The following is a 24,938-nucleotide window of genomic DNA, read 5'->3' as shown; positions in this document are numbered from 1 at the left end:
CCGAGTGACGGCGCAATCGTCGAGTGACGGCGAGAAGAAGCCGTCACTCGGTGAGGGAGCCGTCATTGGCCGAGGGTGGGTTGGCGGGAGGTGTGGTGCCCGGTGTCGGGGCATCGAGATCATGGAGGGTCAGGGAGGGCTCGTCCTCGGCGGACAGACTGAGCACGGTGCCCGCGACGGCGGGGTTGGCGGTGACCTTCGCCTCCAGCGCGCGCAACCTGTCGGCGACCAGGTGCTCGACGCGGTCACCGGCGAGGTCCACGTCGCCGACGACGTAGACCTTGCGGGGCCCGACGAACTCCAGCCGCAGATAGGTGACTCGCACGACTTCCGGCAGCGCAAGGAGTGCGCGCAGCGCGGCACGGCGTACCTCCGGCGAGACCTCCTCGCCGACCAGGAAGCCGACATTGCGCCGGATCAGGATGACGGCGACGACGCCGAGCACACAGCCGACCAGGATCGAGCCGATCGAGTCGGGCGTCGGCGAGCCGGTGATCTGGTGCAGCCCGAGCCCACCACCGGCGAGCACCAGGCCGATGAGTGCGGCGGCGTCCTCGGCGAAGACCGCCCGCAGCGTCGGGTCCGACGTCGCCAGCACGTGCTCCAGCAGCTCGCGGTCGTAATGCGTGGCCTCCTTGCGCGCTTGGCGCACCGACTGCAGGAACGAGATGCCCTCCAGCACGAAGGCGATCGCCAGCACGATGTAGCCGATGAGGAACTCACCGGCGTCCTCCGGATGGATCAACTCCTGTATGCCGTGCCAGATCGACACCGCTGCACCGGCGACGAACAGACCCAGTGCCGCGAACAGCGACCAGACGTAGGCCTCGCGGCCATAGCCGAGCGGATGCTGGTGGTCGGCCGCGCGGCGGGACCTCTTGTCCGCCAGCAGCAGGAAGATCTCATTGCCGGCGTCCGCCCACGAGTGCGCGGCCTCGGCGACCAGCGACGCGGACGCGGTGATGATCGCGGCGATGGTCTTGGCGATCGCGACCAGCGTGTTGGCGACCAACGCGATGACGACGGTGAGGGTGCTCTCTCCCCCACCGTCGTCACCGGACCGGATGCCGACGTCGACCTCGTCCGATGTGTGTGGCTGGCTCATAACTGGTCACGCTACCGACCAGAACCACCCGCCACGCGCACCGGCTACAGCGCTGCGGCAGCCGCCTCGGCGACAGCCTGGTCCTGCTTGCCTTCGCCACCGCTGACGCCGACGGCACCGATGATCTCTCCGTTGCGAACCAGCGGGATCCCTCCGGCGAAGATCATCACCCGGCCGTTGTTCGACTGATCGATGCCGTAGAACTGGCTGCCGGGCTGGGCCTGCTTGGCCAGCTCGGCGGTGGGCAGATCGAACATGCGGGCGGTGAACGCCTTGTTGATCGCGATGTCGACGCTGCCGATCCACGCGGCGTCCATGCGGGCGTGCGCGATCAGGTTGCCGCCGACGTCGACCACGGCGATGTTCATCGGCTGCCCGATCTCGGTCGCCTTCTTCTCTCCGGCGTCGATCACTCGGCGCGCGTCGGCCAGCGATGTGTTGTGTTCATGGTTCATGGCTGAACTCCTGGTGCAACCTGGAAGGAACCGACGAAGTCCGGTTCGGACAAAGCCGGGTCCAACCGAACCTAGCGCTGCACCTGCGCCGGGCGCGATGCTGCGCACTCCGGCCTGTCAGCCGGTCCGTTCACCGGGCTCCACCGACCGCCCAGCCGCAAACGCCGGTGTGTCAGCCCAGGCCGAAGGCGCGTCCGGCGCCGGGCTTGTTGGTCGAAACCAGGTCCACGACGAAGATCAGCGTCTCGTTCGGGCCGATGGCACCGCCAGCGCCCTGCTCGCCGTATGCCAGGTGCGGCGGGATGGTCAGCTTGCGGCGGCCGCCGACCTTCATGCCGAGGATGCCCTGGTCCCAGCCAGGGATGACCTGTCCGACGCCGACCTGGAAGTCCAGCGGCGCACCGCGGTTCCAGGAGGCATCGAACTCCTCGCCGGTGGACCAGGCGACGCCGACGTAGTGCGCCTTGATCTGGTCGCCGGCCTGCGCCTCGGCGCCGTCGCCGACGCTGATGTCCTCGCTGACCAACTGGGTCGGCGGCTCCGAGCCCGGGAAGTCGATCTCCGGCTTGGTGGTGTTGGGGTCGAACGGCATGCTTCCTCGCTTCGTGTCTGGGGGTGCTGTTACTTGGCGCCGACGATGTCGACGACGAACACCAGTGTGTCGGTGCCCTTGATGCCACCCTGCGCATTCCCCTTCTTGCCGTAGCCGTCCGCGGGCGGGATGACGATCTCCACGCGGTCACCGACCTTCTTGCCAACCAGGGCCTTGTCCCAGCCCTTGATGACCTTGCCCTCACCGATCGGGAAGCTCGCCGGGACACCGTAGCGGCCCTCGTTGCCGGTCGAGTCGAAGACCTTCCCGGCCTTGCCCTTCTTCCAGATCACACCGGTGTAGAGGGCGGTGAGCGTCTGGCCCTTCTTCACGGTCGGACCGTCGCCGTTGATCAGGTTGGCCGACTGCAGCTTCTTCGGTGGCGCGGAGTTGGGCATCGTGATGGTGGCCGGCTTGGTGTTGCCGTTCCACTTCACCTTCGGCATGCCCGCCTTCGGCGCCACGGTGGTGCCGGTGGCGGAGTTGGGACGTGCGTCGTTGATCTTCAGGTAGAAGACGATGCTGTCTTTGCGGGTGACGCCGAGCTCCGAGTTGCCCTCGGCGCCGAAGGCTTCCTTCGGCGGCACGGCGATCGTCTCGGTGGTGCCGACCTTCTTACCCTTGATCGCCTTCACCAGGCCGGGGAACTGAGTCGGGTCCTTCAGATACATCGGACCTGCTGCGTTGGCGAACGTGTCGGCGAGCGTCTTGCCGGTGCGGCCGTCGACCGCGACGTAGCTCACGTCGGCCAGATCGGTGTCCTTGACCGTCGCACCGGAACCCTCGGACTTCACGTCGACCGTCGTCTTGTTGACCTGGAAAGGCTTCTTGTCCAACGAGATCGACGGGCTCTTGCCCTTCTTCGTGCTGACCTTCACCGCGCTGATCGGTGAGACGTCCTTGGCCGCGACGGTGTATGGCGGCTGCGACGTCGACTTGGACGCCTTAGCCGACTTCGAGGTCGACTTGCCGGCCTTCGACGAACTCGAGCCGTTGGAGGTGCTGCTGCCACACCCGGCGAGCAACAGGACAGGCAGCGTGCCGGCGGCGAGCAGGCGGAGCGGGATTCGGCGCACGTCGAAGAACCTCTTAGCGAAATGTCGGGATCAGCTGGACTGAATCTTGTCGAGCGGGCGCCACGATAACGACTCCCGCTGTGGGCAGCGCACCAGTGGGGTGCCCGATGTGCTCGTGGGGGATCTTCACATGCCCTTGATGAGCCTGTCGACGCGCTGGTCGCTGTTGGTGAAGGGATCCTTGACCAACACCGTCCGCTGCGCCTGATCGTTCAGCTTCAGGTGCACCCAGTCGACGGTGAAGTCGCGCCGGGCCGCCTGTGCTGCGCGGATGAAGTCGCCCCGCAGCTTGGCCCGAGTCGTCTGCGGCGGGTAGGTCTTGGCCTCGAAGATTTCGACGTCCGAGCAGACCCGAGCAGCCTTGCCGCGGCGCTGCAACAGGTAGAACAGTCCGCGCTCCCGGTTGATGTCGTGATAGGTCAGATCGAGCTGCAGCATCCGCGGATCGTCAAGCGCCAGACCGTGTTTCGCAGAGTATTGATCAAGCAGCTTGTGCTTGATGGCCCAGTCGATCTCGGTGTCGACCATGCCGAGATTCTGTGTCTCGACCGCGGTGAGTGTCCGCTCCCAGAGGTCCATGATCCGCTTGGTCAGGTCGTCGGTGAGGTTGTGCTCGTCGACATACGACCTGGCCCGCTCGAAGTATTCGGTCTGCATCTGCAGCGCGGACACCTCGCGGCCGTTGGCCAGCCGCACCACCGCGCGACCGGTGATGTCGTGGCTGATCTCGCGGATCGCCCGGATCGGGTTCTCCAGGCTGAGGTCGCGCATCGAGACGCCGTCCTCGATCATCCGCAGCACCAGGTGCGCCGACCCCAGCTTGAGCATGGTGGTCGTCTCGCTCATGTTGCTGTCGCCGACGATCACGTGCAGCCGGCGGAAGCGCTCGGCGTCGGCGTGCGGCTCGTCGCGGGTGTTGATGATCGGCCGGGATCGGGTGGTGGCGCTGCTGACGCCCTCCCAGATGTGGTCGGCACGCTGGCTGACGCAGTAGGTCGGCTTGTGGCCGAGCATCGCGATCTTGCCCGCGCCGCAGGTGATCTGGCGGCTGACCAGGAAGGGGATCAGGATGTCGGAGATCTGCTGGAACTCCCCCGCGCGGCGGATCAGGTAGTTCTCGTGGCAGCCGTAGGAGTTGCCCGCCGAGTCGGTGTTGTTCTTGAAGACGAAGATCTTGCCCTCGACGCCCTCGTCGGTCAGTCGGGCCTGTGCCTCCTCGACCAGGCCCTCGATGATCCGCTCCCCCGCCTTGTCGTGGATGACGGCCTCACGCACGTCGTCGCACTCGGGAGTCGCGTATTCGGGGTGGCTGCCGACGTCGAGGTAGAGCCGGGAGCCGTTGCCGAGGAAGACGTTGGACGAACGGCCCCAGGACACGACCTTGCGGAAGAGGTAGCGCGCGACCTCGTCCGGCGTCAGCCGACGCTGCCCGTCGAAGGTGCAGGTCACGCCGTATTCGTTCTCGATGCCGAAGATCCGCCGCTCCATACCTCGACCCTAACCGTCGATGTCCCGCCAGTGGGGACCGTTCCGTATGGCGTCGCCCGTGCCGCCGGTCAACTCCGCGATCAGTGCGTCCAGCGCGTCCGGGTCGGTGGTCGTCAGATGCAGCGTCGCGACCTCGGTGTAATCGGTCCCGGTGACGTCGACGCCGCGGGCCCGCAGCTCGGCCTCCACCCGGCCGGCGTCGGCATGCGGCACCGGCAGATCCATCGCTTCCCGCTCCTCCCGGATGACGAAACGGGCCGCCTCCAGGGCAGCGTCGACCGCACCGCCGTACGCCCTCGTCAGACCTCCCGTGCCCAGCAGGGTGCCGCCGAACCAACGCGTCACGACGGCCACCACGTCGGACAGACCCGCGCCGGTCAGCGCAGCCAGGATGGGTGCGCCGGCGGTGCCGGACGGCTCGCCGTCATCGTTGCTGCGCTGCAGCTGTGCCCGCGGACCGATGACGAAGGCGCTGCAGTGGTGCCGGGCGTCCCGGTGCGTGCCGCGGATCTCCGCCACGACGGCACGGGCCGCCTCCTCGCTGTCCACCCGGCGTATGTCGGCCAGGAAGCGCGAACGACTGATCTCGATCTCGCCGGTGCACTGCGCGGCGATGGTTCGGTAGCTCATGACTCTCCGAGCGCGGATCGACGTGTCGCAGAAGCGAATCCGAGCCAGGTGTGCCGGTTGCCGGCCCAACACCAGCCGACCTTCGGCGCGTTGCGACGTTCCCGTCCGTCTCGTCCGGTGCCGTTGCTGATCCAGATGGCCGGTGTCCGGGCATCGAGCCTGCCGCTCGGTTTGCGCAACCTGCTGCCGATCGTCATGAAGCAGTGGTTGCGCTCCAGCACATCGGGTTGCTGCAGCAGCCAGCAGATTCCTTCGGTGAGCGTCAACAGGGTGCGCCGGTGGTCACGCAGCCACGGCAGCGCTTCGTCCGGAGACCAGTTCGCCAGTTCGTCGCCGCGGTCGATGCCAGTGACCGCATAAACAGCGCCTTCCGGTGGGGTGCAGCCCTCGATCGGGGTGAACTCGTCCACGTCGGACATGTCGACCACGACGAACCCGGGCTTGCCGTCACGCCACAACAAGGGCGCGAGGCGTGACGCCGGTGCAACCGACGGCGAGAGCACAAGCAGGCTTCCGTCGGGAGTGCGAGCGGCTGCCGTCTGCAACTGTTCGTGTGTCACCCCGAAGAGTTCGGACACGCCGAGCTGCGCGAGACGGTCCACCTGCGCATCCGGAGACGGCATCGGCCACGGCTTGGTAGCGAGATGGGTGGTGGCGATGGGGGCGGTGGCAGGCAGCGGATCGGTCACGGCGTCTCCGTTCGGTGATGCGGGGCAACGAGGGCATGAACAACCTCTCGACCGGCGATCTTCCGGCTGCTCACAGCAGCGTCGGGTTGCCGGCGCCGATCGGGGCTGCTCGAGTTGGTGCATGCGACTTCTGGTGCTCGGTGGGACGGAGTGGCTCGGCGGCGAGATCGCATGTGCCGCAACGCCTGCCCACGGCACGCACCTCCTGCTGGTCCTTAACTCCGCCATTGCGAGTTCCGGGATCGCGTCCTGCAGATCGTGCGGAGCGTATGGCGCACCATCTGCAGGCGGGTCATGGAAGCGTTCGGCGAGGCAAGTCACCGAAGCCGGTCAGGCGAGCGACTCGACCCACGCGCGGTGCAGGGCGGCGTAGTGGCCGTCGTCGGCACCGACCAGCTCGTCCGGGCTGCCGTCCTCGAGGACCCGGCCGTGCTCCAGCACCAGCACCCGGTCGGCGACCTCCACCGTGGACAACCGGTGCGCGATGATCAAGGCGGTCCGGTCGGCCAGGATCGTCTCCAGGGCACGCTGCACGAGCCGCTCGCTGGGGATGTCCAGCGACGACGTCGCCTCGTCCAGGATCAGCACCGCCGGGTCCGCCAGGAACGCGCGGGCGAACGCCACCAGCTGCCGTTGTCCGGCCGACAACCGCCCGCCGCGCTTGGCCACGTCGGTGTCGTAGCCCTCGGGGAGCTTGTCGATGAACTGGTCGGCGCCGACCGCCTCGGCGGCAGCCCGGATCTCCGCGTCGGTGGCACTCGGCTTGCCGAAGCGGATGTTGTCGGCGACCGTGCCCTCGAACATGAAGTTCTCCTGGGTCACCATCACCACGTGCCGACGCAGCTGCGGCTGGTCGACCGCGCGCAGGTCGGTGCCGTCCAACCGGACGGCACCGGACGTCGGGTCGTAGAAACGGGCCATTAGCTTGGCGATGGTCGTCTTGCCGGCACCGGTCGTGCCCACCATCGCCACCGTCTGTCCGGCGGGTATGTCGAGCGTCAGCCCCGGCAGCACCGGACGTCCGGCGACGTATTCGAAGCGCACGTCGTCGAAGACGACCTCGCCGCGCACCTGCCCGAGTTGCACGGGCTCCTCGGGGTCCTTGATCCCCGGAGCCGTCGCCATCACGCCGGCGACCTTCTCCAGCGCCGACGTCGCGGACTGGAAGCTGTTGAAGAACTGCGTGATGTCCTGCATCGGCTCGAAGAACATCCGCAGGTAGAGCAGGAACGCCGTCAGCACCCCGACGGTCATGTGGCCGTGCAGCACGCGCCAGCCGCCATACAGCAGTACGACGCTGGTCATGACGTTGCCGACCAGCTTGACCGACGGCATGAAGATCGCCACCAGCTTGAAGGTGCGCTCGTTGATCGCGCGGTAGCGCTCGGCGACGCCCTCGAAGATCTCCTGGTTGCGCGGCTCCCGGCGGTAGGCCTGCACGGCCTTGATGCCGGTCATCGTCTCGACGAACTGCACGATCACCAGCGCCGCGCTCTCACGCACCTCGCGGTAGGTCTTGCTCGAGGCGCCGCGGAACCACGCGGACAGGGCAACCATCACCGGGAAGCAGACCAGGCAGATCAACCCGAGCTTGACGTCGAGCGTGACCAGCAGGATCGAGGTGCCGACCAGGGTGAGGACGGCCGTGACCAGGCTGTCGAAGCCGTTCTCCAGCATGTCCTGGATGGCTTCGACGTCGTTGGTCGAGCGGCTGACGACCCGGCCCGAGGTGTATTTGTCGTGGAACGTCACGTCGAGGCGCTGGAAGTGCCGGAAGAGCCGGCGCCGTAGCTCCAGCAGGGCCAGCTGCCCGATCGTGCCCGACTGGCGCAGGAACAGCATCCGGCTGACGGCCTGCGCCGCCACGATCACGCACAGCGCCCCGATCACCAGGAACAGCACGTGCATGTCGCCGTCTCGGGTGATCGGCGGGACGCCGTGGTCGATGCCGACCTGCACCATGCGCGGGACCGAGAGCCGGGCGAGGTTCTCGATGATCACCAGCACAATGAGGACGCCGACCATCTTCTTGTATGGCGCCAGCAGCGACCCGAGCAGCTGCCGCGCCTCACGACGCATCGGCTGCGACTCGTCGATCGGCAGGTCGTCGTAGTTGTCGGATGCCATCCGCCCGCGCCAGCTGTCCTCCGGCTTCACCGCTGCCTGATCACGGGACCGTGTGTCGGTGCTCATCGCTGCCCCTCCGGTGCCGGGGCGTGCAGCCCGTCGAATTCATCCGCGTGGGCGGCTCGTTCGCAGCCCTGCGCGATCTCGACGTCGTCGTCGGCGCGGCGGCGGTCGTCGTCGGAGCACCACGGCTCGTCGTGCTCCGCGCCGTCATCGATCTCGTCGTCGGCCGCGAGCAGGTAGCGGTAGGCGGGCACGCTGGCCAGCAGTTGCGAGTGCGTGCCGACGTGCGTGATCGTGCCGTGCTGCAGCAGCGCCACGCGATCGGCGAGCAGCACGGTCGACGCACGGTGCGCGACGACCAGACCGGTCACCTCGTGCAGCACCCGGCGCAATGCCTCTTCGACGAGCGCCTCGGTGTGCACGTCGAGCGCGGACAGCGTGTCGTCGAGCACGAGCACCTTGGGATGGGTGAGCACGGCCCGAGCCAGCGAAAGTCGTTGCCGCTGACCACCGGACAGGCTCATGCCCTGCTCGCCGATGCGCGTGTCGAGGCCGAACGGCAGGTCGTGGACGAACTGCGCCTGGGCGATGTCGATCGCCTCGGCGACCTCCTCCTCGGTGGCGTGCGGCCTGCCGAGGGTGAGGTTCTCGCGCACCGACAGGGAGAACAGTGTCGGGTCCTCGAATGCGGTCGCCACGGTCGCGCGGAGCGCAGGCAGGGTCAACTCGCGTATGTCGACACCGTCGATCTCGATGGCGCCCTCGCTGACGTCATACAGCCGCGGGATCAGCGAGGTGAGGACCGACTTGCCCGCGCCGGTCGCGCCGACCAGTGCGATCGTCTCCCCCGGGCGGATCTCCAGGTCGACGTGTCGCAGTGCCCAGTCGTCGTCGGCGGCGTCGGGGAACTTGAAGCCGACGTCCCGCAGCCGCACCAGACCTTGCTCGGCGCGCTCGTTGTTCGGCCCGTCGGTGATGTCGGGCTCGGTGTCGAAGATCTCCGCGACCCGGTCGGCAGCAGTCATCGCCTCCTGCGTCATCGACAGCAGGAAGCCCATCGCGGCGATCGGCCAGACCAGGGACAGCATCATGGTGATGAACGCGACGAGGGTGCCGAGTGTGATGCGGCCGTCGCCGGTCGCCGCCACGCCGAGGCCGAGCACGACGATCAACGTCAGGTTGGGGATGACCTCCAGCAGCGTCCAGAAGCTCGCCTGCAGGCGGACCTTGCGGACCTGGATGTCGAAGAGCTCGGTGGCCTCCTGGTCGAAGCGGTTGTAGACGTAGTCCTCCCGGCCGAAGGACTTGATCGCGCGCAGCCCGAGTGCGGACTCCTCGACGTTGGTGGCCACCACACCGACCTGGTCCTGCGCCATCCGCGACAACTTGGTGTATCGGCGCTCGTTGTGCAGCACCGTGGCAGCGATCGGCACGATGGACAGCACCACGACGACACCGAGCGGCCAGTAGAGCATCAGCAGGATGATCGTGACCACGGTGATCTGCAGCGTGTTGAGCACCAGCATGACGATGCCGAAGCTGAGCAACCGCCGAATCATGCTGAGGTCGTTCATGATCCGCGACAGCAGCTGCCCGGACTGCCACTTCCCGTGGAAGGACATCGGCAGGACCTGCAAGCGGGCGTACATCTCGTTGCGGATGTCGCGCTCGACGCCCATCGTCGCCCGGGCGACCAACCACCGGCGTCCGAACCACAGGATCGCCTCCGCCATACCGATCGCCAGGGCAGCCAGGCCCAGCGTCCACAGACCCTGTTGGTCATGGTGACTCACCGGGCCGTCGATGACAGCCTTGGTCATCAGCGGTATGACGATGGTCGCCGCCAGGCTGGCGAGGCCGAAGATCACCATGCCGATCCAGCGCGCGAGATAGGGCCGCACGTATGGCGCAAGCCGCAACAGGCTCGTGGTGCGGCGGATCCTGACCGGCGCCGGAGCGATGCTGGGTGTGGAGACCAAGCCCTCCGACCCGGACTGAGATGGACGGGAAGGAGTGGTTGCAGGCTGCGGCTGCTGGGTCATCGTGAGGCGAAATCTCCTGGGTGAATGGCGACGGGGCAACACACACCTCAGCCTCGGCGTTCAACCGCACTTGAAGTCAAGACGAGACCAAGGCGATGGGTCCCCCTGCAGCGTCGACCGCCGTGCGCGCACGCGAAGGCTGGGATGCCTATTGATCATGTCACGACGTGCTGACAATGGCATCTCGATTCCCCCGGGGAGACGCATGAACGGCGCCGGTGCCGTTGCCCGTTTCTGGGGGCGTCTCCTACTCCGCGGGAGTGTCCTCATCGGTGTGCGGCACGTCGGAGGTCGGGTCGTCGGTGCTCAGCAGCGCGTCCAGCAGGGAGTTCTCGATCCGGCGGAACTTGCGTCGCTCCCGTGCTCGGTCGAGCACGGCAACCTCGAGCTGATCGGACGTCAGCTCACGAGCGTCTCCGCCGGCCGGGTCCTCCCCCAGCAGGCCGACCGCCAGGCGCAGCGCCCGGCCGAGGTCCAAGCCCGGCTCCCAACGCTCCTGCAGCCCGCTGCTGACGTGCTCGGCGGCACCACCCATCGCCACGAAACCCTGCTCGTCACCGACCGAGCCGTCATAGGTCAGCCGGTAGATCTGGTCGTCCTCCGGCCGGTCGTCGACCTGTGCGACGACGATCTCGACCTCATAGGGCTTGGACTCCTGGGTGAACACCGTGCCGAGGGTCTGCGCGTAGGCGTTGGCCAAGCCCCGCGCGGTCACGTCCGAGCGGTCGTAGGAGTAGCCGCGCAGGTCGGCATAGCGGATGCCGGCGACGCGGAGGTTCTCGAACTCGTTGTACTTGCCGACCGCGGCGAACGCGATGCGGTCGTAGATCTCCGACACCTTGTGCAGCGCGCGGCTGGGGTTCTCGGCGACGAACGCGATGCCGCCTTCATAGGCGAGCACGACGACCGACCGACCACGGGCAATTCCCTTGCGCGCGTAGTCGGCCCGGTCCTTCATCAGCTGCTCGGGCGAGACGTAGAACGGCATCGACATCAGCGAGTACCTCCGATCTCACGGCGGCCCTCGAGGACCTCTTGGACCACCCCGGCCAGTTCGTCGTCAGTCACGAATCGGGTGCCCTCACCGTCGACGATCGCGACCGTCGGCCAGATCCGTCGCCCGAGGTCGGGGCCACCGGTCGCCGAGTCGTCGTCGGCGGCGTCATACAGCGCCTCGATGGTGACCCGCACCGCCTCGTCGCGGGACAGCCCGCGCCGCCACAGCTTCTTCAGCGCGCCGCGGGCGAAGAGCGACCCCGATCCGACGGAGTGGAAGTCGTGCTCCTCGTAGCAACCGCCGGTCACGTCGTAGGAGAAGATCCGGCCGGTGTCGCGGTCGAGGTCGAACCCGGCGAAGAGCGGCACGACGGACAAGCCCTGCATCGCCATACCGAGGTTGCCGCGGATCATCGTCGCCAGCCGATTTGCCTTGCCTACCAAGGAAAGTCGCGTGCCCTCGATCTTCTCGTAGTGCTCCAGCTCCACCTGGAACAGCCGCACCATCTCGATCGCGGTGCCGGCCGTCCCCGCAATGCCGACCGCTGAGTATTCGTCAGCCGCGAAGACCTTCAACATCTCGTTGTTGGCGATCAGGTTGCCCATGGTCGCCCGGCGGTCACCGGCAAGGAGGACGCCGTCGGCATACGCGATCGCGACGATGGTCGTGCCGTGCGGCACGTCAACCGCGGTCACCGGGATCGTGCGCGAACCGGGCACCAGCTCCGGTGCATGCCCGGCGAGGAACTCGGTGAACGACGACGAACCGGTCTGCAGGAAAGAAGCGGGGAGTTTGTTGGTATCAGCTGTCATTAACGGTCTCTCTGCACGACGATTGTGTGCCCCCGCGAAGTATTCGGAGGAGCGGACGGGGAGAAACTCCGCGGGTCTACTGCCCGCCCTTTTGGACGAAGCCGCGGACGAACTCCTCGGAGTTGGACTCGAGCACGCCGTCGATCTCGTCCAGCACGTCGTCGACGTCGTCGTCGAGCTCCTGCTTGGCCGGTGCTGCTGCGGGTGCCGGCTCCGGGGCGTCGTCAGCCGGATCCGGCTCGCGGCGCTGCGGATTCTTGTGTTCCTGCGTGGCCATGGCGCTGTCCTTTCGCGTTCTGCTGCTTGTCCCAACCCTACGTTGGGGGTCCGGTATGACGCGACGGCGCGCCATACCGATCGGGCATCAGGTGGTGGCGGGTCGGTCGTCGGCCAGCAGGCGCAGCAACTCGTCCGCGGAGGAGGCGCGCTCCAGCAACGGTCCGACGTGTGCCTTGGTGCCGCGTGCCGGCTCGAGCATCGGCACCCGCTGCAGGCTGGGCTGCGATCCGACGTCGAAGATGACCGAGTCCCACGAAGCGGCTGCGACCTCTTCGGGGAACTTCGCCAGGCAGGTGCCGCGGAAGAAGGCGCGGGTGTCGCTGGGCGGCTCGGTCACGGCGCGCCGCACGGCGTCGGCGTCGATGAGTTCCTCGAACCGTCCGGCAGCCGCGAGCTTGTTGAAGATGCCCTTCTCGGACCGCACGTCCGACCACTGGATGTCGATGGCGCGCAGGCGATGATCGGACCAGTCCAACCCGCCTCGCTCGCGATAGCTCTCCAGTGTCTTCAGCTTGGCGACCCAGTCGACCTCGCGGGCCGCCTCCATCGGGTCGCGTTCGAGCTTGGTCAGCACCTGCTCCCATCGCTGCATGACTTCAGCGGTGTCCGGGTCGAGCTCCCCGTCATACACCTGGGAGAGCCACTTGTCGGCGAGTTCGTAGTAGCTCCAGAGCAATTGGACTCCGGTCATCGTGCGGCCGCCGGCGACCTCCACTGTCTCGCGCAACGTCGGGTCGTGGGACAGCCGGTGCAGAGCCTCGACCGGTTTGTGCACCGTCAGGTCCTCGTTGATCGCACCGTCCTCGATCATGCCGAGCACCAGGCTGGTGGTGCCGAGCTTGAGCAGATTGGTCACATCGCAGTGATTGGCGTCGCCGAGGATGACGTGCAGTCGCCGGTAGCGGTCGGCCGCGGCGTGCGGCTCGTCGCGGGTGTTGATCAGCGGTCGCTTGAGTGTCGTCTCCAGGCCGACCTCGACCTCGAAGAAGTCCGAGCGCTGCGCGAGCTGGAAACCGGGCTCGCGCGACTCGACACCGAGGCCGACGCGACCGGACCCGCACATCACCTGCCGGGCGACGAAGAACGGGATGAGGTGCCGCACGATCTCGGAGAACTGTGTCGCCCGGTCCATCAGGTAGTTCTCGTGCGTGCCGTAGGACGCACCCTTGCCGTCGGTGTTGTTCTTGTAGAGGTTGACGCCGGGGATGTCCGGGCGCGCCAACAGGCGGACGGCCTCGCGCATCACCGACTCCCCCGCGCGGTCCCACGTGATCGCGTCGCGCGGTGTGGTGACCTCCGGCGAGCTGTATTCGGGGTGCGCGTGGTCGACATACAGCCGGGCGCCGTTGGTGAGCACCACGTTGGCGAGGGTCGGATCCTCCTCGTCGGTGAGCTGGCTGGGGTCGGCCGCGCCACGTGCCATGTCGAAGCCGCGCGCGTCACGCAGTGGCGCCTCGTCCTCGTAGTCCCACCCGGCGCGTGCGGCACGCATGCCGACCTGTGTCGCGTATGCCGTCACGACCCGCCCGGACTGGACCATCGGGTTGGCCGTCGGCTCTCCCGGCACGGAGATGCCATATTCGGTCTCGATGCCCATGATGCGACGCACAGTCATGCGGGGTCCCCGGGAAGTATTCGGCGGAGCGAAGCGGGGGAGAAACTTCGTGGGGTGCTCATGCAACGACCATAGGACGCATCTCAGCCAGGCACGAGAGCGGTTCGGTGGACGGACCCGCGGCTCTGCAAGGATGAGTGACGTGACCTCACTTCCCGCTCCGAGAACCCTCGACCCGATGGATGCGCCGACACTGCGCTGGGGCATCCTCGCCCCCGGCGGCATCGCGACGTCGTTCGCCGAGGCGATGCTGGCCGAGACAGGTCAGCAGATCGTCGCGTGCGGGTCACGAAGCATCGAGCGAGCTCGTGAATTCGCCTCTCGTTTCGGCGGGTTCACGGCATACGGCTCGTATGACGAGCTGGTCGCGGACCCGGACGTCGACGTCGTCTACGTCGCGTCCCCTCACTCGGCCCATCGCGAGCACGCCCTCCTCGCGCTGCGTGCGGGCAAACCGGTGCTGGTCGAGAAGGCGTTCGCACGCAACACCGCCGAGGCCACCGAGGTCATCGACGAGGCGCGCAGCCGCGGCCTGTTCTGCATGGAAGCCATGTGGTCCCGTTTCCTGCCGCGGTATGACGTCGTGCGGCAGGCCGTCGCCGACGGCCTGCTCGGCGACCTCCAGAGCATCGTGGCCGACCACGGGCAGCTGCTCTATCCCGACGGCCCGCAGCGGCTCGCCGACCCGGCGCTGGCCGGAGGGGCACTGCTCGACCTGGGCATCTATCCGATCTCGCTGGCGGCGATGCTGCTGCCCGGCGCTCTGCAGGTTGCGGCGACCGGAGTGCTCACGCCCGAGGGCGTCGACCGCACGGAGACGATCACGTTGACGGGTGACGAGGCTGTCGCCACGGGCGTCACGACAATGGCTGCACAGACTGCGAACACCGCTGTCATCGCTGGTGATTCATCACGTCTTGAGTTGCCGGGCTGGTTCTACCAGCCGGGCCCGGTGCACCTCGTCGGACCCGACGACCAGGTGCTCGACTCCTACACTCCAGCTTCGACGCAGCACGGGTTGCACTTCGAGGCGGTCGAAGCAGCCCGCCGGATCAGTGCCGGCGACGTGGAGTCGCCGCTGATGCCCTGGGACGAGACGCTGCGCATCATGCGGCTGATGGACGAGGTGCGCGCGCAACTCGGCGTGCACTACCCCGGCGAATGACGACCGACAGCACGCAACGTCGCGTGTTCGCAGCGATCCTCCTGGACGTCATCGTCGTGGTGGTCTTCGCCGCCATCGGGCGCGCATCTCACGACGAGGGCAGCCCGGTCGTCGACGCCTTGGCGACGGCCTGGCCGTTCCTGGCCGGCGCGACGGTCGGGTGGCTGCTCGTGCGCGGGATCAACCGCACCTGGCCGCTGTCGCTGCGCACCGGGTGGCCGGTCTGGCTCAGCACCATCGTGGTGGGCATGATCCTGCGCCAGGTGAGCGGGCGCGGCACGGCGGTGCCGTTCATCATCGTCGCGACGGTCTTCCTCGGTATCTTCTTGTTGGGCTGGCGGCTGGTCGCCGGGTTGGTCGCACGAAGGGCGCACGCATGACAACAAATTGGTCGGGCACTTACAACTACCGAGCTGCCCGACGGGAGCGGCCGACCAGCATCGAGCAGCTGCGGGAGCTCGTCGCGGCCGCATCTGCTGTGAAGGTCGCCGGCTCCGGGCACAGCTTCAACGCCATCGCCGACAGCGAATCCGGCTGGCAGTTGGACCTTTCCGGGCTCATCGAGCCGCCACGTGTCGACCTCGACACTGGTCTGGTCACGGTCAGCAGCGGCATGAAGTACGGCGAGCTCGTCCCCGCGCTCGCCGAGTCCGGTCGGGCGCTGGCCAACCTCGCCTCGCTCCCCCACATCACCGTCGCAGGCAGTGTCGCCACCGGCACGCACGGCTCCGGTGCCGACCAGCCCGGTCTGGCCTCCGCGGTGCGGGCTGTCGAGCTCCTGACTGCCGACGGCGAGCTCCGCTGGATCGACCACACGGACCGATACTTCGACGGAGTCGTCGTGTCGCTCGGCGCGCTCGGAGTCGTCACTCGCCTGCAGTTGGCGACGGTGCCGGACTTCGAGGTCCGGCAGGACGCGTTCCTCGGACTCGGCTGGGGTGAGATGGTCGGCCGGATCGGCGAGGTGCTCGGATCGGCATACAGCGTCAGCGTTTTCGGTCGCTGGATCGGACCCGGACCCGATCACGTGATCGTGAAGTCCGTGGTCGCGCCGGGCCGACAGGAGCCTGCGCTGCCCGGCGCGAGCCGGACCCCGGACACGTTGCACCCGTTGCAGGCCGCCGGTGCCACACCGGACGCGGTCACCGAGCAGGGCGGCGTCCCCGGGCCCTGGGCGGACCGACTGCCGCACTTCCGGCTCGGCTTCACGCCCAGTGCCGGCGCCGAGATCCAGTCCGAGTTCTTCGTCGCTGCCGAGGACGCCGGCCGCGGCATCGAGGCGCTCCTGGCGGTGGGCGAGGCCATCGCGCCATACCTCCTGGTGTCCGAGATCCGTGCAGTCGCAAGCGAATCCCAATGGTTGAGCCCCGCGCACGCACGTGACTCGGTGGCCTTCCACTTCACCTGGAAGCCGGACGTCGAGAGTGTTCGTCGCGCCGTCGGCATCGTCGAGCGCGCGCTGGCCGACCTCGCGCCGCGCCCGCACTGGGGCAAGGCATTCACCTACCCCGGGCGGCTCGACTTCGCCTACGACCGGCTGGACGACTTCGACGACCTGCGCAGGATGCTGGACCCGGGCGGCAAGTTCCGCAACGACTTCGTCGCACGACACGTCGCACACTCCTGAGCCGCTCCGGCGCGCCGTGCGCAATCTTGACGGACTTGACGAATTCCTGAAAGTTCAACAACTCTTCTGAGCGATCCGCTGTGCCAGCGTGGTCCACGGAGCCGACCACAACAGCCGCGGCATCACCCCGTGCGGGTGCTGTCGTCCGTCGGAAGGACGCCCGCGTGACGATCGACCCGCTTCCACCCGAGCCCGGAACGCCTCAGCCACCCGCGCGGGGAGGGCTCAGCCGCAGGAGATTCGTCGGCTACCTCGTCGCAGGTGCGACCCTGACCGTTGCCGCCGACCTGCGACTCGGCTCCCCCGCCGAGGCGTCGGTCCCCTCACCGCCGCAGATCGCTGCCATCTTCGACCTGGAGGATCTGGAGACCACCGCGGCGCTCCCCACCTCCGGGCTGATCAAGATCACGATCAACTCCGACGGCACGGCGAGCTTCGCCCTGCCGCGCGCCGAGGTCGGACAGGGCATCACCACCTCGACGGCGATGATCATCGCCGAGGAGCTCGACCTGCCGGTCGACAAGGTGCACGTGTCGCTGGCGCCGGCTCGGCCGGAGTTGGCCTTCAACCAGCTCACCGGCGGCTCGAACTCGACCGTGTCGACATACACCCCGATCCGGGTGGCGGCGACCATCGCCAAGGGCGCGTTGATCAAGGCCGCGGCGATCGAACTCGGTTACGCAGTCGACCAATTGACCGCCAAACTCGGCGTCGTGAGCGCGCCGAACGGCAAGACCGTGACGTATGGCGAGCTCGCGACCAAGGCCGCGAGTGCCAAGACCAAAGCCATGAAGACGGAGCTGAAGCCGCGGTCATCCTTCTCCGTCGTCGGCAAGCCGCACAACCGGCTGGATGCCCGGGACATCGTCACCGGCAAGAAGCAGTTCACGACCGACCTGCAGGTCCCGGAGGCGTTGCCGACCATGCTCTGCCGTGCTCCCGGGTTGAACGGCCGGCCCGCCGAGCTGAAGAACAAGGACGCCGTCCTCAAGATGCCCGGCGTCACGGATGTCGCGGTCGTCGAGACTGGGATTGCCGTGCGGGCCAAGACCTTCGGGCAGTGCATAGACGCCGTTCGTGTCGTCGAGGCGTCCTTCCACGACAGTGTGGTCGGCGACGCCGACGACGAGTCGATCCTGGCCGAGCTGCGCAGGGCAGAGATCCCGCTCGCCGTTCCGAAGATCCCGCTGCTCGGACTCCAGGTCGACACCGACTTCGAGTTCATGTTCCGCAGCAGTGCAGCGCTGGAACCCAACTGTGCCATCGCCGACGTCCGGCACGACCGCGCCACGGTCTGGGCCGGCCTGAAGTCGCCCATCGTCGCGCAAGGTGCCATCGCCAGGGCGGTCGGCCTCCCGCTGGACAAGGTGACGGTTCACGTTGTCACTGGCGGAGGTTCCTTCGGCCACAAGCTGTTTCACGATCCGGCGCTCGAAGCCGCGCGGGTCTCCAAGGCGACGGGCAAGCCGGTCAAACTGATGTGGCACCGGGTCGACGAGCCGCGCCAGGGCCGGATGCATCCGATGGCGACCTCGCGCTGTCGGGCAACGATGCTGGGCGATCAGGTGTTGACCTTCGAGCAGCGGCATACGAGTGTGACCACCGACTTCAGCCACGGACTCGGCGAGATGCTGACCGCGACTGCAGCCGAGCTGCCCGCCGGCCTCGGTGGCATGGCGCTCTCGCAGAGCATCTTCCTGCTGACGCAGGATCTGCCCTACAACTTCGGCGTCGTCACCCAGCTGCTGGACGAGACCGACAGCCGCTTCAACACCGGCTCGATGCGCTCGATCTACTCCCAGGACGTGGCGTGTGCCAGTGAACTCACCGTCGACCTGATGGCCCGCAAGGCCAAGAAGGATCCGTTGGCGTTCCGACTCGCGAACATCAAGTATCCGGAGGTCAAGGCCGTGCTGGAGAAGGTTGCCGACGTCGGCAACTGGGGTCGCAAGATGCCGAAGGGCACGGCGCAGGGCATCGCGGTGCATCGCGAATACAAAGGCGCGACAGCCTTTCTCGTCGAGATCGACTGTCGTCCCGAGACGGTCGACCGGAAGGTCCGCGATGGCGTGACCGGGCCACGTGTCACCAAGGTCGTCGTTGCGGTCGATGCCGGACTCGTCATCAACCCGCGCGGCATCGAGGCCCAGATGATGAGCGCCGCGTCCGACGGGATCGGCCTCGCACTCACCAACAGCGCGCACCTGAAGGACGGACACTTCCTGGAGGCCAGCTGGGACAACTACTTCTATACCCGCGAGTGGAACGCACCCTTCGAATTCGAGTGCGTGATCATGCCGTCGTCCTCGAACCAGCCGGGCGGTGTCGGTGAGGCAGGCGTGCCTGCGTCCTTCGCCGCCGTTGCCTGCGCCTACTCCCGAGCGACCGGCACCACGCCGAAACGGTTCCCGATCAACCACGGCACGTTGTCCTTCGAGGTCAAGCCCTACACGCCGTCCCTTCCCGAGTCACCGACCGACGGTCTCGACCACACCTACTGAGCGGAGATGTCAATGGCCACACACACTTTCAAGCTCAACGGCGAGCAGGTCACCGTCGAGGTCGAGGACGACGTGCGCCTGCTGTGGGTGCTGCGCGACGTGCTCAAGGTGACCGGCCCGAAGTACGGCTGCGGCATCAACGTCTGCAAGGCGTGCACGTCACACATCAACGGCAAGGCGTTCAACCCGTGCTCGGTCCAGGTCAAGGACATCAAGGCCGATGACGAGATCACCACCATCGAGGGCCTGCCCGGCGAGGTCGGCGCCGACCTGCACCCGATGCAGGAGGCCTGGCTCGAGGAGGACGTCGCACAGTGCGGCTACTGCCAGCCGGGGCAGATCATGGCCGCGGTCGCACTCGTCAACAAGGTCAAGGCTGAGGGCCGCGCGATCACCGACGATGACCTGGACAGCATCCGCAACGTATGTCGCTGCGGCACCTACGTGCGGATCCGCAAGGCGATCCGGGCCGGCGCCGCCAAGATGTGACAGGCCGGTCCTCACGCAACATCCCACAACCAGCGACCGTTGCCGGTTATGCACGATCGTTGGCGCGCCAGGTCCACCAGAGCAGCGTGCCGCCCATGCCGAGGGCGCACAGACCCAACGCCCACCGTGTGTCTGCTGCGCCCGCGACGGTCGTGAAGATGACGGTGGCGACGAGAAGCGTTGCCATCTGGACGAATACGAGCATCGACTGATACCTGCCCAGCTGATCCATCGGCGACGCCGCGAGGTATGCCGGGAAGAGGTGCGCGGTGGCCACTGACACCCCGACACCCATGAAGACAGCTGCCGCGAAGCCGACGACCGGAGTCGTGCCGAGCGCCATACCCAACAGACCGACGGTGACCATCCCAAGGCCGACGCCGACCGCCGGGCCCGGTCGATCAGTGACACCGCGTCGCGCCACGACCGCCGTCACGACGATGCCGCCGATGAGCCATCCCACTTCCATCAGACCGGAAGCCCCTGGGCCCCAACCGGATTGACGGGCGAGCAACGAGGGTCCGTAGATGACGGCCGGCAGCACGACCAGCACAACAGCGAAGGTCGCGGCGTCGACCGCTGCGACACCGCCGAACGCGATCGCGGCAACGGCGAGCGCGCCGCACGGCGGTCCCGCGATCCGCGCCAGCTGGGACAGCGTGCTGTTGAGCGCGGTGGCTCGCGGCAGCGCATCCCCGGTGGCGAAAAGTCTTGGCACCACACCGGATGCGGGCAGATAGAACGCCTCCTCGACTCCGGTCACGATGGCGACGAGGATCAGCAACCAGGCATGCACACCCGCGGTGTTCGCGATACTCACCACGGCCAGCGCGAGCACCAGCATGGATGCGTCGCCGATCAGCAGCATCCGTCGCACGCCGACCCGGTCCGCCACCGCTCCCCCGACGAGCAGCAGCGAGGCGGTCGGCAGGGTGATCAGCACCCCGACGAGACCCGTCAACCCGGCCGAGATGCCCGTGGCGTACCACGTGACCGCGAAACCGAACGCCACGCTGCCGGCCAGGCTGGTCGCGGACGCGACCGTCCACCAGATGTATGCCGCCGGCAACTTCGCGTGCTCGGCGGCCGGCGCCGCCACCGTCCGGGCGGTCATCACTGTGGCGGGTCCCTCCGGACCGGCATCACGACGGTGGTGAACGTGCCTTGGTCCGCGGAGCGGACGACCACGGGCCCGCCTACCTGCGCCGGGAGCTCGAGCAGCACCTCAGGGCCGATGCTGACTTCGAGTGCACCCAGGAGCAACGTCGGGCGGAACGCGGCAGCCAGTCGCTCTCCGGTGCAGATGGCGCTCAGGCGCACACCGTGCTGGTCGCCGTCGATGCGCACGTCCAGGTGTTCGGGTCCGGTCGAGAGCACGACGACCTCGGCGTCCCGCAGGTCCAACAGCTCCTCGGCCAGCCGTGCGCGATCGACGGTGACGCGTCCCGCGCTCGGCGGCAGAGAGCTGAGCACCGAGTGATACGAAGGGAATTGCGCGTCCACGAGATCGAGCACGAGCTCGTCGTCATCTGCTGTCAGAGTGGCGCCACCCACCGTGACACGAAGGCGGAGCCGGTCGTGCGCCGCTGCGAACGCCGCTGCCCGAGCCACCGACCCGGAAGCCACCACGATCGGCCGGTCGGCACCACCGGCCTCCTCGACCGGGAGCGTCCGCACGGCCATCCAGTAGCGGTCCGTTGCGACGACGGTGAGTTCGTCCGCATCGACCTGCACGAGCACTCCCTGCAGAGCAGGTATGTCGGGCAGCGCCGCCGCAGCCGGTGAGACCTGGCGCAGCGCGCTGGCCAGCTCCGGCCCACGGATGATCGCCGTCGTCGGCGTCGACGTGTCGCCCGAGGCGGGGAGCGCCGCAATGATGTCCTCGGCCGTCTCGCGTGCACGGCGCGCCATACCGGTGGCCTCGTCGGCATACGCCCGGAGGGCTGCGCGGGCCTGCTCCGCCGGGCCGTCGAGCACGGTCCGAATGTCCTGCAACGACAGGCCGATTCCCCGCAGTCGGCTGATCGTCGTGGCGCGTCGTTCCTGCTCGGTGGAGTAATAGCGGTAGCCGCTCGCAGCGTCGACCTGCTGGGGTTGCAGCAGGCCGCAGTCGTCGTAGAAGCGCAGCGCGCTCGCGCTGAGACCGACCAGTCGCGCGAATGCGCCGATCGTCAGGAGGGAATCGTGGTCAGGCACGGTCCAAGCTTGGTCCCTCAACCAACTCGAAGGTCAACTTTCATCACGTCGGTCGAGTAGAGCGTGGAGGAGTGCAGCGGGGGAACGCTCTTATCGAGACCACGTGGTCTCGATACACCTCCTCCGCTGCGCTCCCCCGGCACTCGACCGACGTGCTCGGATGTGCTCAGCCCCGGCACTCGACCGACGTGCTTACAGGTACTGGCCGGTGCCCTTGATGGAGTCGATCGAGCGGCCCGGCTCGGCGCCGTCCTTGCCGTCGATGAGCGTGCGGATGTAGACGATCCGCTCGCCCTTCTTGCCGGAGATGCGTGCCCAGTCGTCCGGGTTGGTGGTGTTGGGCAGGTCTTCGTTCTCCTTGAACTCATCGACACACGACCGCAGCAGGTGGTCGACCCGGATGCCCTTCTGACCGGTGGTCAGTTGGTCCTTGATCGCCATCTTCTTGGCGCGGTCGACGATGTTCTGGATCATCGCGCCGGAGTTGAAGTCCTTGAAGTAGAGGACCTCCTTGTCACCGCTGGCGTAGGTGACCTCCAGGAACTTGTTCTCGTCGATCTCGGTGTACATCCGCTCGACCGACGCCTGGATCATCGCCTCGACGGTCTCGGTCGCCGAGTTGTTGTGCTCGGCGAGATCGTCTGCGTGCAAAGGCAACTCGGGCACGAGGTATTTGCCGAAGATGTCCTTGGCACTCTCGGCGTCCGGACGTTCGATCTTGATCTTCACGTCCAGCCGGCCGGGCCGCAGGATCGCCGGGTCGATCATGTCCTCACGGTTGGAGGCGCCGATCACGATGACGTTCTGCAGCTGCTCGACACCGTCGATCTCGGCCAACAACTGCGGCACGATCGTGGTCTCCACGTCGGAGGAGACACCCGAGCCACGAGTGCGGAACAGCGACTCCATCTCGTCGAAGAACACCACGACGGGCGTGCCGTCAGACGACTTCTCCCGGGCCCGCTGGAAGATCAACCGGATGTGCCGCTCGGTCTCGCCGACATACTTGTTGAGCAGCTCGGGACCCTTGATGTTCAGGAAGTATGCCGTCTCGTCGCGCCCGGTCTTCTCGGCGACCTTGCGTGCCAGGTTGGCGGCAACTGCCTTGGCGATCAACGTCTTTCCGCATCCGGGAGGGCCGTAGAGCAGCACACCCTTGGGCGGCTGCAACGCGTGCTCCCGGAAGAGGTCGGCGTGCAGGTAGGGCAACTCGACGGCGTCGCGGATCTGCTCGATCTGTCCGGCCAGTCCGCCGATGTCCTCGTAGTGGATGTCCGGGACTTCCTCCAGCACCAGGTCGGCGACCTCGGCCTTCGGGATGATCTCGAAGACGAAGCCGCTGCGGCTGTCACACAGCAGCGAGTCGCCGGCACGGATGACCTGGCCGGCGAGGTTGGCGGAGATCCGGCAGATGCGCTCCTCGTCGGCGTGAGCCACGACCAGGACACGGTCCTCGCCGAGCATCTCCTTGGCCTGCACCAGCTCGCCGACTCGCTCGAAGCCCACTGCGGCAACGACGTTCAGCGCCTCGTTGAGCATCACCTCACGGCCCAGCGTCAGCTCGGACGGCTCGATGGACGGGCTCACTGCCACGCGCAGTTTGCGGCCGCTGGACAGGATGTCCGCCGTCGCGTCGTCGTGCGTCTCCAGGACCACGCCGTATGACGCGGGCGGTTGCGCGAGACGGTCGACCTCACCCTTGAGATTGACGATCTGCTCGCGGGCTTCCTTCAAGGTCCGCACGAGGCGTTCGTTCTGGGCACTCAGCGTGCCGACCGACGTCTGCAGCTGACGCACCTGGTGTTGCAACTCCACTGAGCCCGGCTGGCCGCCCGACTGACCCGGGTGGGAGGAGAACTCAAGTCGTTCGCGCAAAGTCCGGATCTCCCGCTGGAGTTCCTCGATGGATTGCTGGGGCGTACCTGACTCTGAGTGGTGGTCGTTCACGGTCGGCCTCCTTACGCGAGCGCGACGGCAGAAGTCGTCGCTAGCTGATGCCTTCCGACCCTAACCCGCGAACTTGCTCACTCCTGCGGTGGCTCGCCTGCCGAACGTTGCAATTTGCGCAGCTTCTTCTCCGACACCGGACGCTCCCCCAGATTCTCGGAGGTCCAGGACTCCTCGGACTGCCCGACCTCGAACGTGCTGGTCTCAGTATCTGGAGCATCCGGGTCCTGTGCCGCCTTCGCCGGGCGCCGCTTGCGGACCGGCGGCGTCACTCCCGGTGCCAGTCGCCGGGTGGAGATCAGGAACCCGGTGTGACCGTGCATCCGGTGCTGCGGTCGCACCGCCAGGCCCTCCAGATGCCAGCCGCGGACCATCGTCTCCCACGCCTCCGGCTCGGTGTAACCGCCGTGCGCCCGGGCGGCCTCGGCCACCCTGGACAGCTGGGTGACCGTGGCGACATACGCGATGAAGACCCCGCCGGGAGCCAGCGCTTCGCCGGCAGCGTCGAGGCATTCCCACGGCGCGAGCATGTCGAGCACCACCCGGTCGACGGTCCCGGGACTGGTGACGGTCGGAAGCACCTCGACGAAGTCACCGACCGTGATGGTCCAGGCCGGGTGGTCACCGCCGAAGAAGGTCCGCACGTTGCCCTTGGCGATGTCGGCGAACTCCGCGCGCCGCTCGATCGAGTGCAACTCGCCGGTGTCGCCGACAGCACGCAACAAGGACATGGACAACGCGCCGGAGCCGACGCCGGCCTCCACGACGCGCGCGCCGGGGAAGATGTCGGCCATCGCGACGATCTGTCCGGAGTCCTTCGGGTAGACAACGGCCGCCCCACGCGGCATCGACATGACGTAGTCGGACAACAGCGGCCGCAACACGAGATATTCGGTGCCGGCGGTGTTGGTGATGGTGCTGCCGTCCGGCAGGCCGATCAGGTCGTCGTGGTCGAGATGCCCGCGGTGGGTGTGGAACTGCTTGCCCGCGGTGAGCAGCAAGGTGTGCATCCGCCCCTTCGGGTCGGTCAGCTGCACGCGCTCTCCGGCAGCGAGCGGGCCGCGTCGAGCGGCGGATCCGGTGGGTTCGGGCGCAGTCACGGT

22 protein-coding genes are annotated in these 24,938 nt (G+C 67.4%); 5 read left to right on the top strand and 17 right to left on the bottom strand.

What is annotated here, in order from left to right:
* Positions 1-43 precede the first annotated feature (43 nt).
* From ACSZL9_RS01350 to dop, 13 genes are all read right to left on the bottom strand, one after another.
* A complete protein-coding gene (locus tag ACSZL9_RS01350) occupies positions 44-1,105 on the bottom strand; it encodes a cation diffusion facilitator family transporter (RefSeq protein WP_446663660.1) in 1,062 nt (353 codons plus the stop codon).
* A 44-nt stretch (positions 1,106-1,149) separates the two neighbouring features.
* On the bottom strand, positions 1,150-1,560 hold the full coding sequence (locus ACSZL9_RS01345) for a GlcG/HbpS family heme-binding protein (RefSeq protein WP_446663659.1): 411 nt from the start codon (positions 1,558-1,560) through the stop codon (positions 1,150-1,152).
* Positions 1,561-1,732: 172 nt separating this feature from the next.
* A complete protein-coding gene (locus tag ACSZL9_RS01340; protein ID WP_446663658.1) occupies positions 1,733-2,152 on the bottom strand; it encodes an FKBP-type peptidyl-prolyl cis-trans isomerase in 420 nt (139 codons plus the stop codon).
* 29 nt (positions 2,153-2,181) lie between these two features.
* The gene (locus ACSZL9_RS01335; protein WP_446663657.1) at positions 2,182-3,228 is read right to left on the bottom strand and encodes an FKBP-type peptidyl-prolyl cis-trans isomerase; all 1,047 of its coding nucleotides are present in this window, start codon (positions 3,226-3,228) and stop codon (positions 2,182-2,184) included.
* A 126-nt stretch (positions 3,229-3,354) separates the two neighbouring features.
* Positions 3,355-4,716, bottom strand: coding sequence for a Pup--protein ligase (gene pafA, locus ACSZL9_RS01330; protein WP_446663656.1), 1,362 nt, complete (start codon positions 4,714-4,716; stop codon positions 3,355-3,357).
* Positions 4,717-4,725: 9 nt separating this feature from the next.
* The gene (locus ACSZL9_RS01325) at positions 4,726-5,346 is read right to left on the bottom strand and encodes an IMPACT family protein (protein WP_446663655.1); all 621 of its coding nucleotides are present in this window, start codon (positions 5,344-5,346) and stop codon (positions 4,726-4,728) included.
* Positions 5,343-6,035, bottom strand: a complete 693-nt coding sequence (locus ACSZL9_RS01320; protein ID WP_446663654.1) for a DUF5701 family protein — start codon at positions 6,033-6,035, stop codon at positions 5,343-5,345. The genes ACSZL9_RS01325 and ACSZL9_RS01320 overlap by 4 nt, the downstream gene beginning before the upstream one ends.
* A 330-nt stretch (positions 6,036-6,365) precedes the next feature.
* Complete coding sequence (locus ACSZL9_RS01315; protein ID WP_446663653.1) at positions 6,366-8,228, bottom strand: ABC transporter ATP-binding protein; 1,863 nt, start codon at positions 8,226-8,228, stop codon at positions 6,366-6,368.
* Positions 8,225-10,144: an ABC transporter ATP-binding protein gene (locus ACSZL9_RS01310; RefSeq protein ID WP_446663652.1), complete on the bottom strand. Its 1,920-nt coding sequence runs from the start codon at positions 10,142-10,144 to the stop codon at positions 8,225-8,227. Before ACSZL9_RS01310 ends, ACSZL9_RS01315 begins: the two co-directional genes overlap by 4 nt.
* A gap of 310 nt (positions 10,145-10,454) precedes the next feature.
* Positions 10,455-11,201 (bottom strand): proteasome subunit alpha, encoded by a 747-nt coding sequence (prcA, locus tag ACSZL9_RS01305; RefSeq protein ID WP_446663651.1) that lies wholly within the window; start codon positions 11,199-11,201, stop codon positions 10,455-10,457.
* Positions 11,201-12,016 carry a proteasome subunit beta gene (prcB, locus tag ACSZL9_RS01300; RefSeq protein WP_446663650.1) on the bottom strand — a complete coding sequence of 272 codons (816 nt, stop codon included), beginning with the start codon at positions 12,014-12,016 and terminating at the stop codon, positions 11,201-11,203. Before prcB ends, prcA begins: the two co-directional genes overlap by 1 nt.
* A 76-nt stretch (positions 12,017-12,092) precedes the next feature.
* Complete coding sequence (locus tag ACSZL9_RS01295; RefSeq protein ID WP_446663649.1) at positions 12,093-12,293, bottom strand: ubiquitin-like protein Pup; 201 nt, start codon at positions 12,291-12,293, stop codon at positions 12,093-12,095.
* Between the two features lie 87 nt (positions 12,294-12,380).
* Complete coding sequence (gene dop, locus ACSZL9_RS01290) at positions 12,381-13,910, bottom strand: depupylase/deamidase Dop (protein WP_446663648.1); 1,530 nt, start codon at positions 13,908-13,910, stop codon at positions 12,381-12,383.
* A 142-nt stretch (positions 13,911-14,052) separates the two neighbouring features.
* Between dop and ACSZL9_RS01285 the strand changes: the two genes are divergently transcribed.
* From ACSZL9_RS01285 to ACSZL9_RS01265, 5 genes are all read left to right on the top strand, one after another.
* The gene (locus tag ACSZL9_RS01285) at positions 14,053-15,075 is read left to right on the top strand and encodes a Gfo/Idh/MocA family protein (protein ID WP_446663647.1); all 1,023 of its coding nucleotides are present in this window, start codon (positions 14,053-14,055) and stop codon (positions 15,073-15,075) included.
* On the top strand, positions 15,072-15,455 hold the full coding sequence (locus ACSZL9_RS01280) for a DUF3054 domain-containing protein (RefSeq protein ID WP_446663646.1): 384 nt from the start codon (positions 15,072-15,074) through the stop codon (positions 15,453-15,455). Before ACSZL9_RS01285 ends, ACSZL9_RS01280 begins: the two co-directional genes overlap by 4 nt.
* Positions 15,452-16,702, top strand: coding sequence for an FAD-binding protein (locus tag ACSZL9_RS01275; RefSeq protein ID WP_446663645.1), 1,251 nt, complete (start codon positions 15,452-15,454; stop codon positions 16,700-16,702). The genes ACSZL9_RS01280 and ACSZL9_RS01275 overlap by 4 nt, the downstream gene beginning before the upstream one ends.
* A gap of 164 nt (positions 16,703-16,866) precedes the next feature.
* Positions 16,867-19,203, top strand: coding sequence for a molybdopterin cofactor-binding domain-containing protein (locus ACSZL9_RS01270; RefSeq protein ID WP_446663644.1), 2,337 nt, complete (start codon positions 16,867-16,869; stop codon positions 19,201-19,203).
* Positions 19,204-19,215: 12 nt separating this feature from the next.
* Positions 19,216-19,692 carry a (2Fe-2S)-binding protein gene (locus ACSZL9_RS01265; RefSeq protein ID WP_446663643.1) on the top strand — a complete coding sequence of 159 codons (477 nt, stop codon included), beginning with the start codon at positions 19,216-19,218 and terminating at the stop codon, positions 19,690-19,692.
* Positions 19,693-19,738: 46 nt separating this feature from the next.
* On the opposite strand, the gene ACSZL9_RS01260 is transcribed toward ACSZL9_RS01265, so the two are convergent.
* The 4 genes from ACSZL9_RS01260 to ACSZL9_RS01245 form a co-directional block, all read right to left on the bottom strand.
* Positions 19,739-20,806, bottom strand: coding sequence for an MFS transporter (locus tag ACSZL9_RS01260; RefSeq protein ID WP_446663642.1), 1,068 nt, complete (start codon positions 20,804-20,806; stop codon positions 19,739-19,741).
* Positions 20,806-21,888 (bottom strand): DNA polymerase III subunit beta family protein, encoded by a 1,083-nt coding sequence (locus ACSZL9_RS01255; protein ID WP_446663641.1) that lies wholly within the window; start codon positions 21,886-21,888, stop codon positions 20,806-20,808. The genes ACSZL9_RS01260 and ACSZL9_RS01255 overlap by 1 nt, the downstream gene beginning before the upstream one ends.
* 192 nt (positions 21,889-22,080) lie before the next feature.
* The gene (gene arc / locus ACSZL9_RS01250; RefSeq protein ID WP_446663640.1) at positions 22,081-23,703 is read right to left on the bottom strand and encodes a proteasome ATPase; all 1,623 of its coding nucleotides are present in this window, start codon (positions 23,701-23,703) and stop codon (positions 22,081-22,083) included.
* Between the two features lie 209 nt (positions 23,704-23,912).
* Complete coding sequence (locus ACSZL9_RS01245; RefSeq protein ID WP_446663639.1) at positions 23,913-24,935, bottom strand: tRNA (adenine-N1)-methyltransferase; 1,023 nt, start codon at positions 24,933-24,935, stop codon at positions 23,913-23,915.
* Between the last annotated feature and the right edge of the window lie 3 nt (positions 24,936-24,938).

This window comes from Flexivirga sp. B27 (genome assembly GCF_052905685.1).
This window is presented reverse-complemented; position numbering and strand designations above follow the sequence as displayed.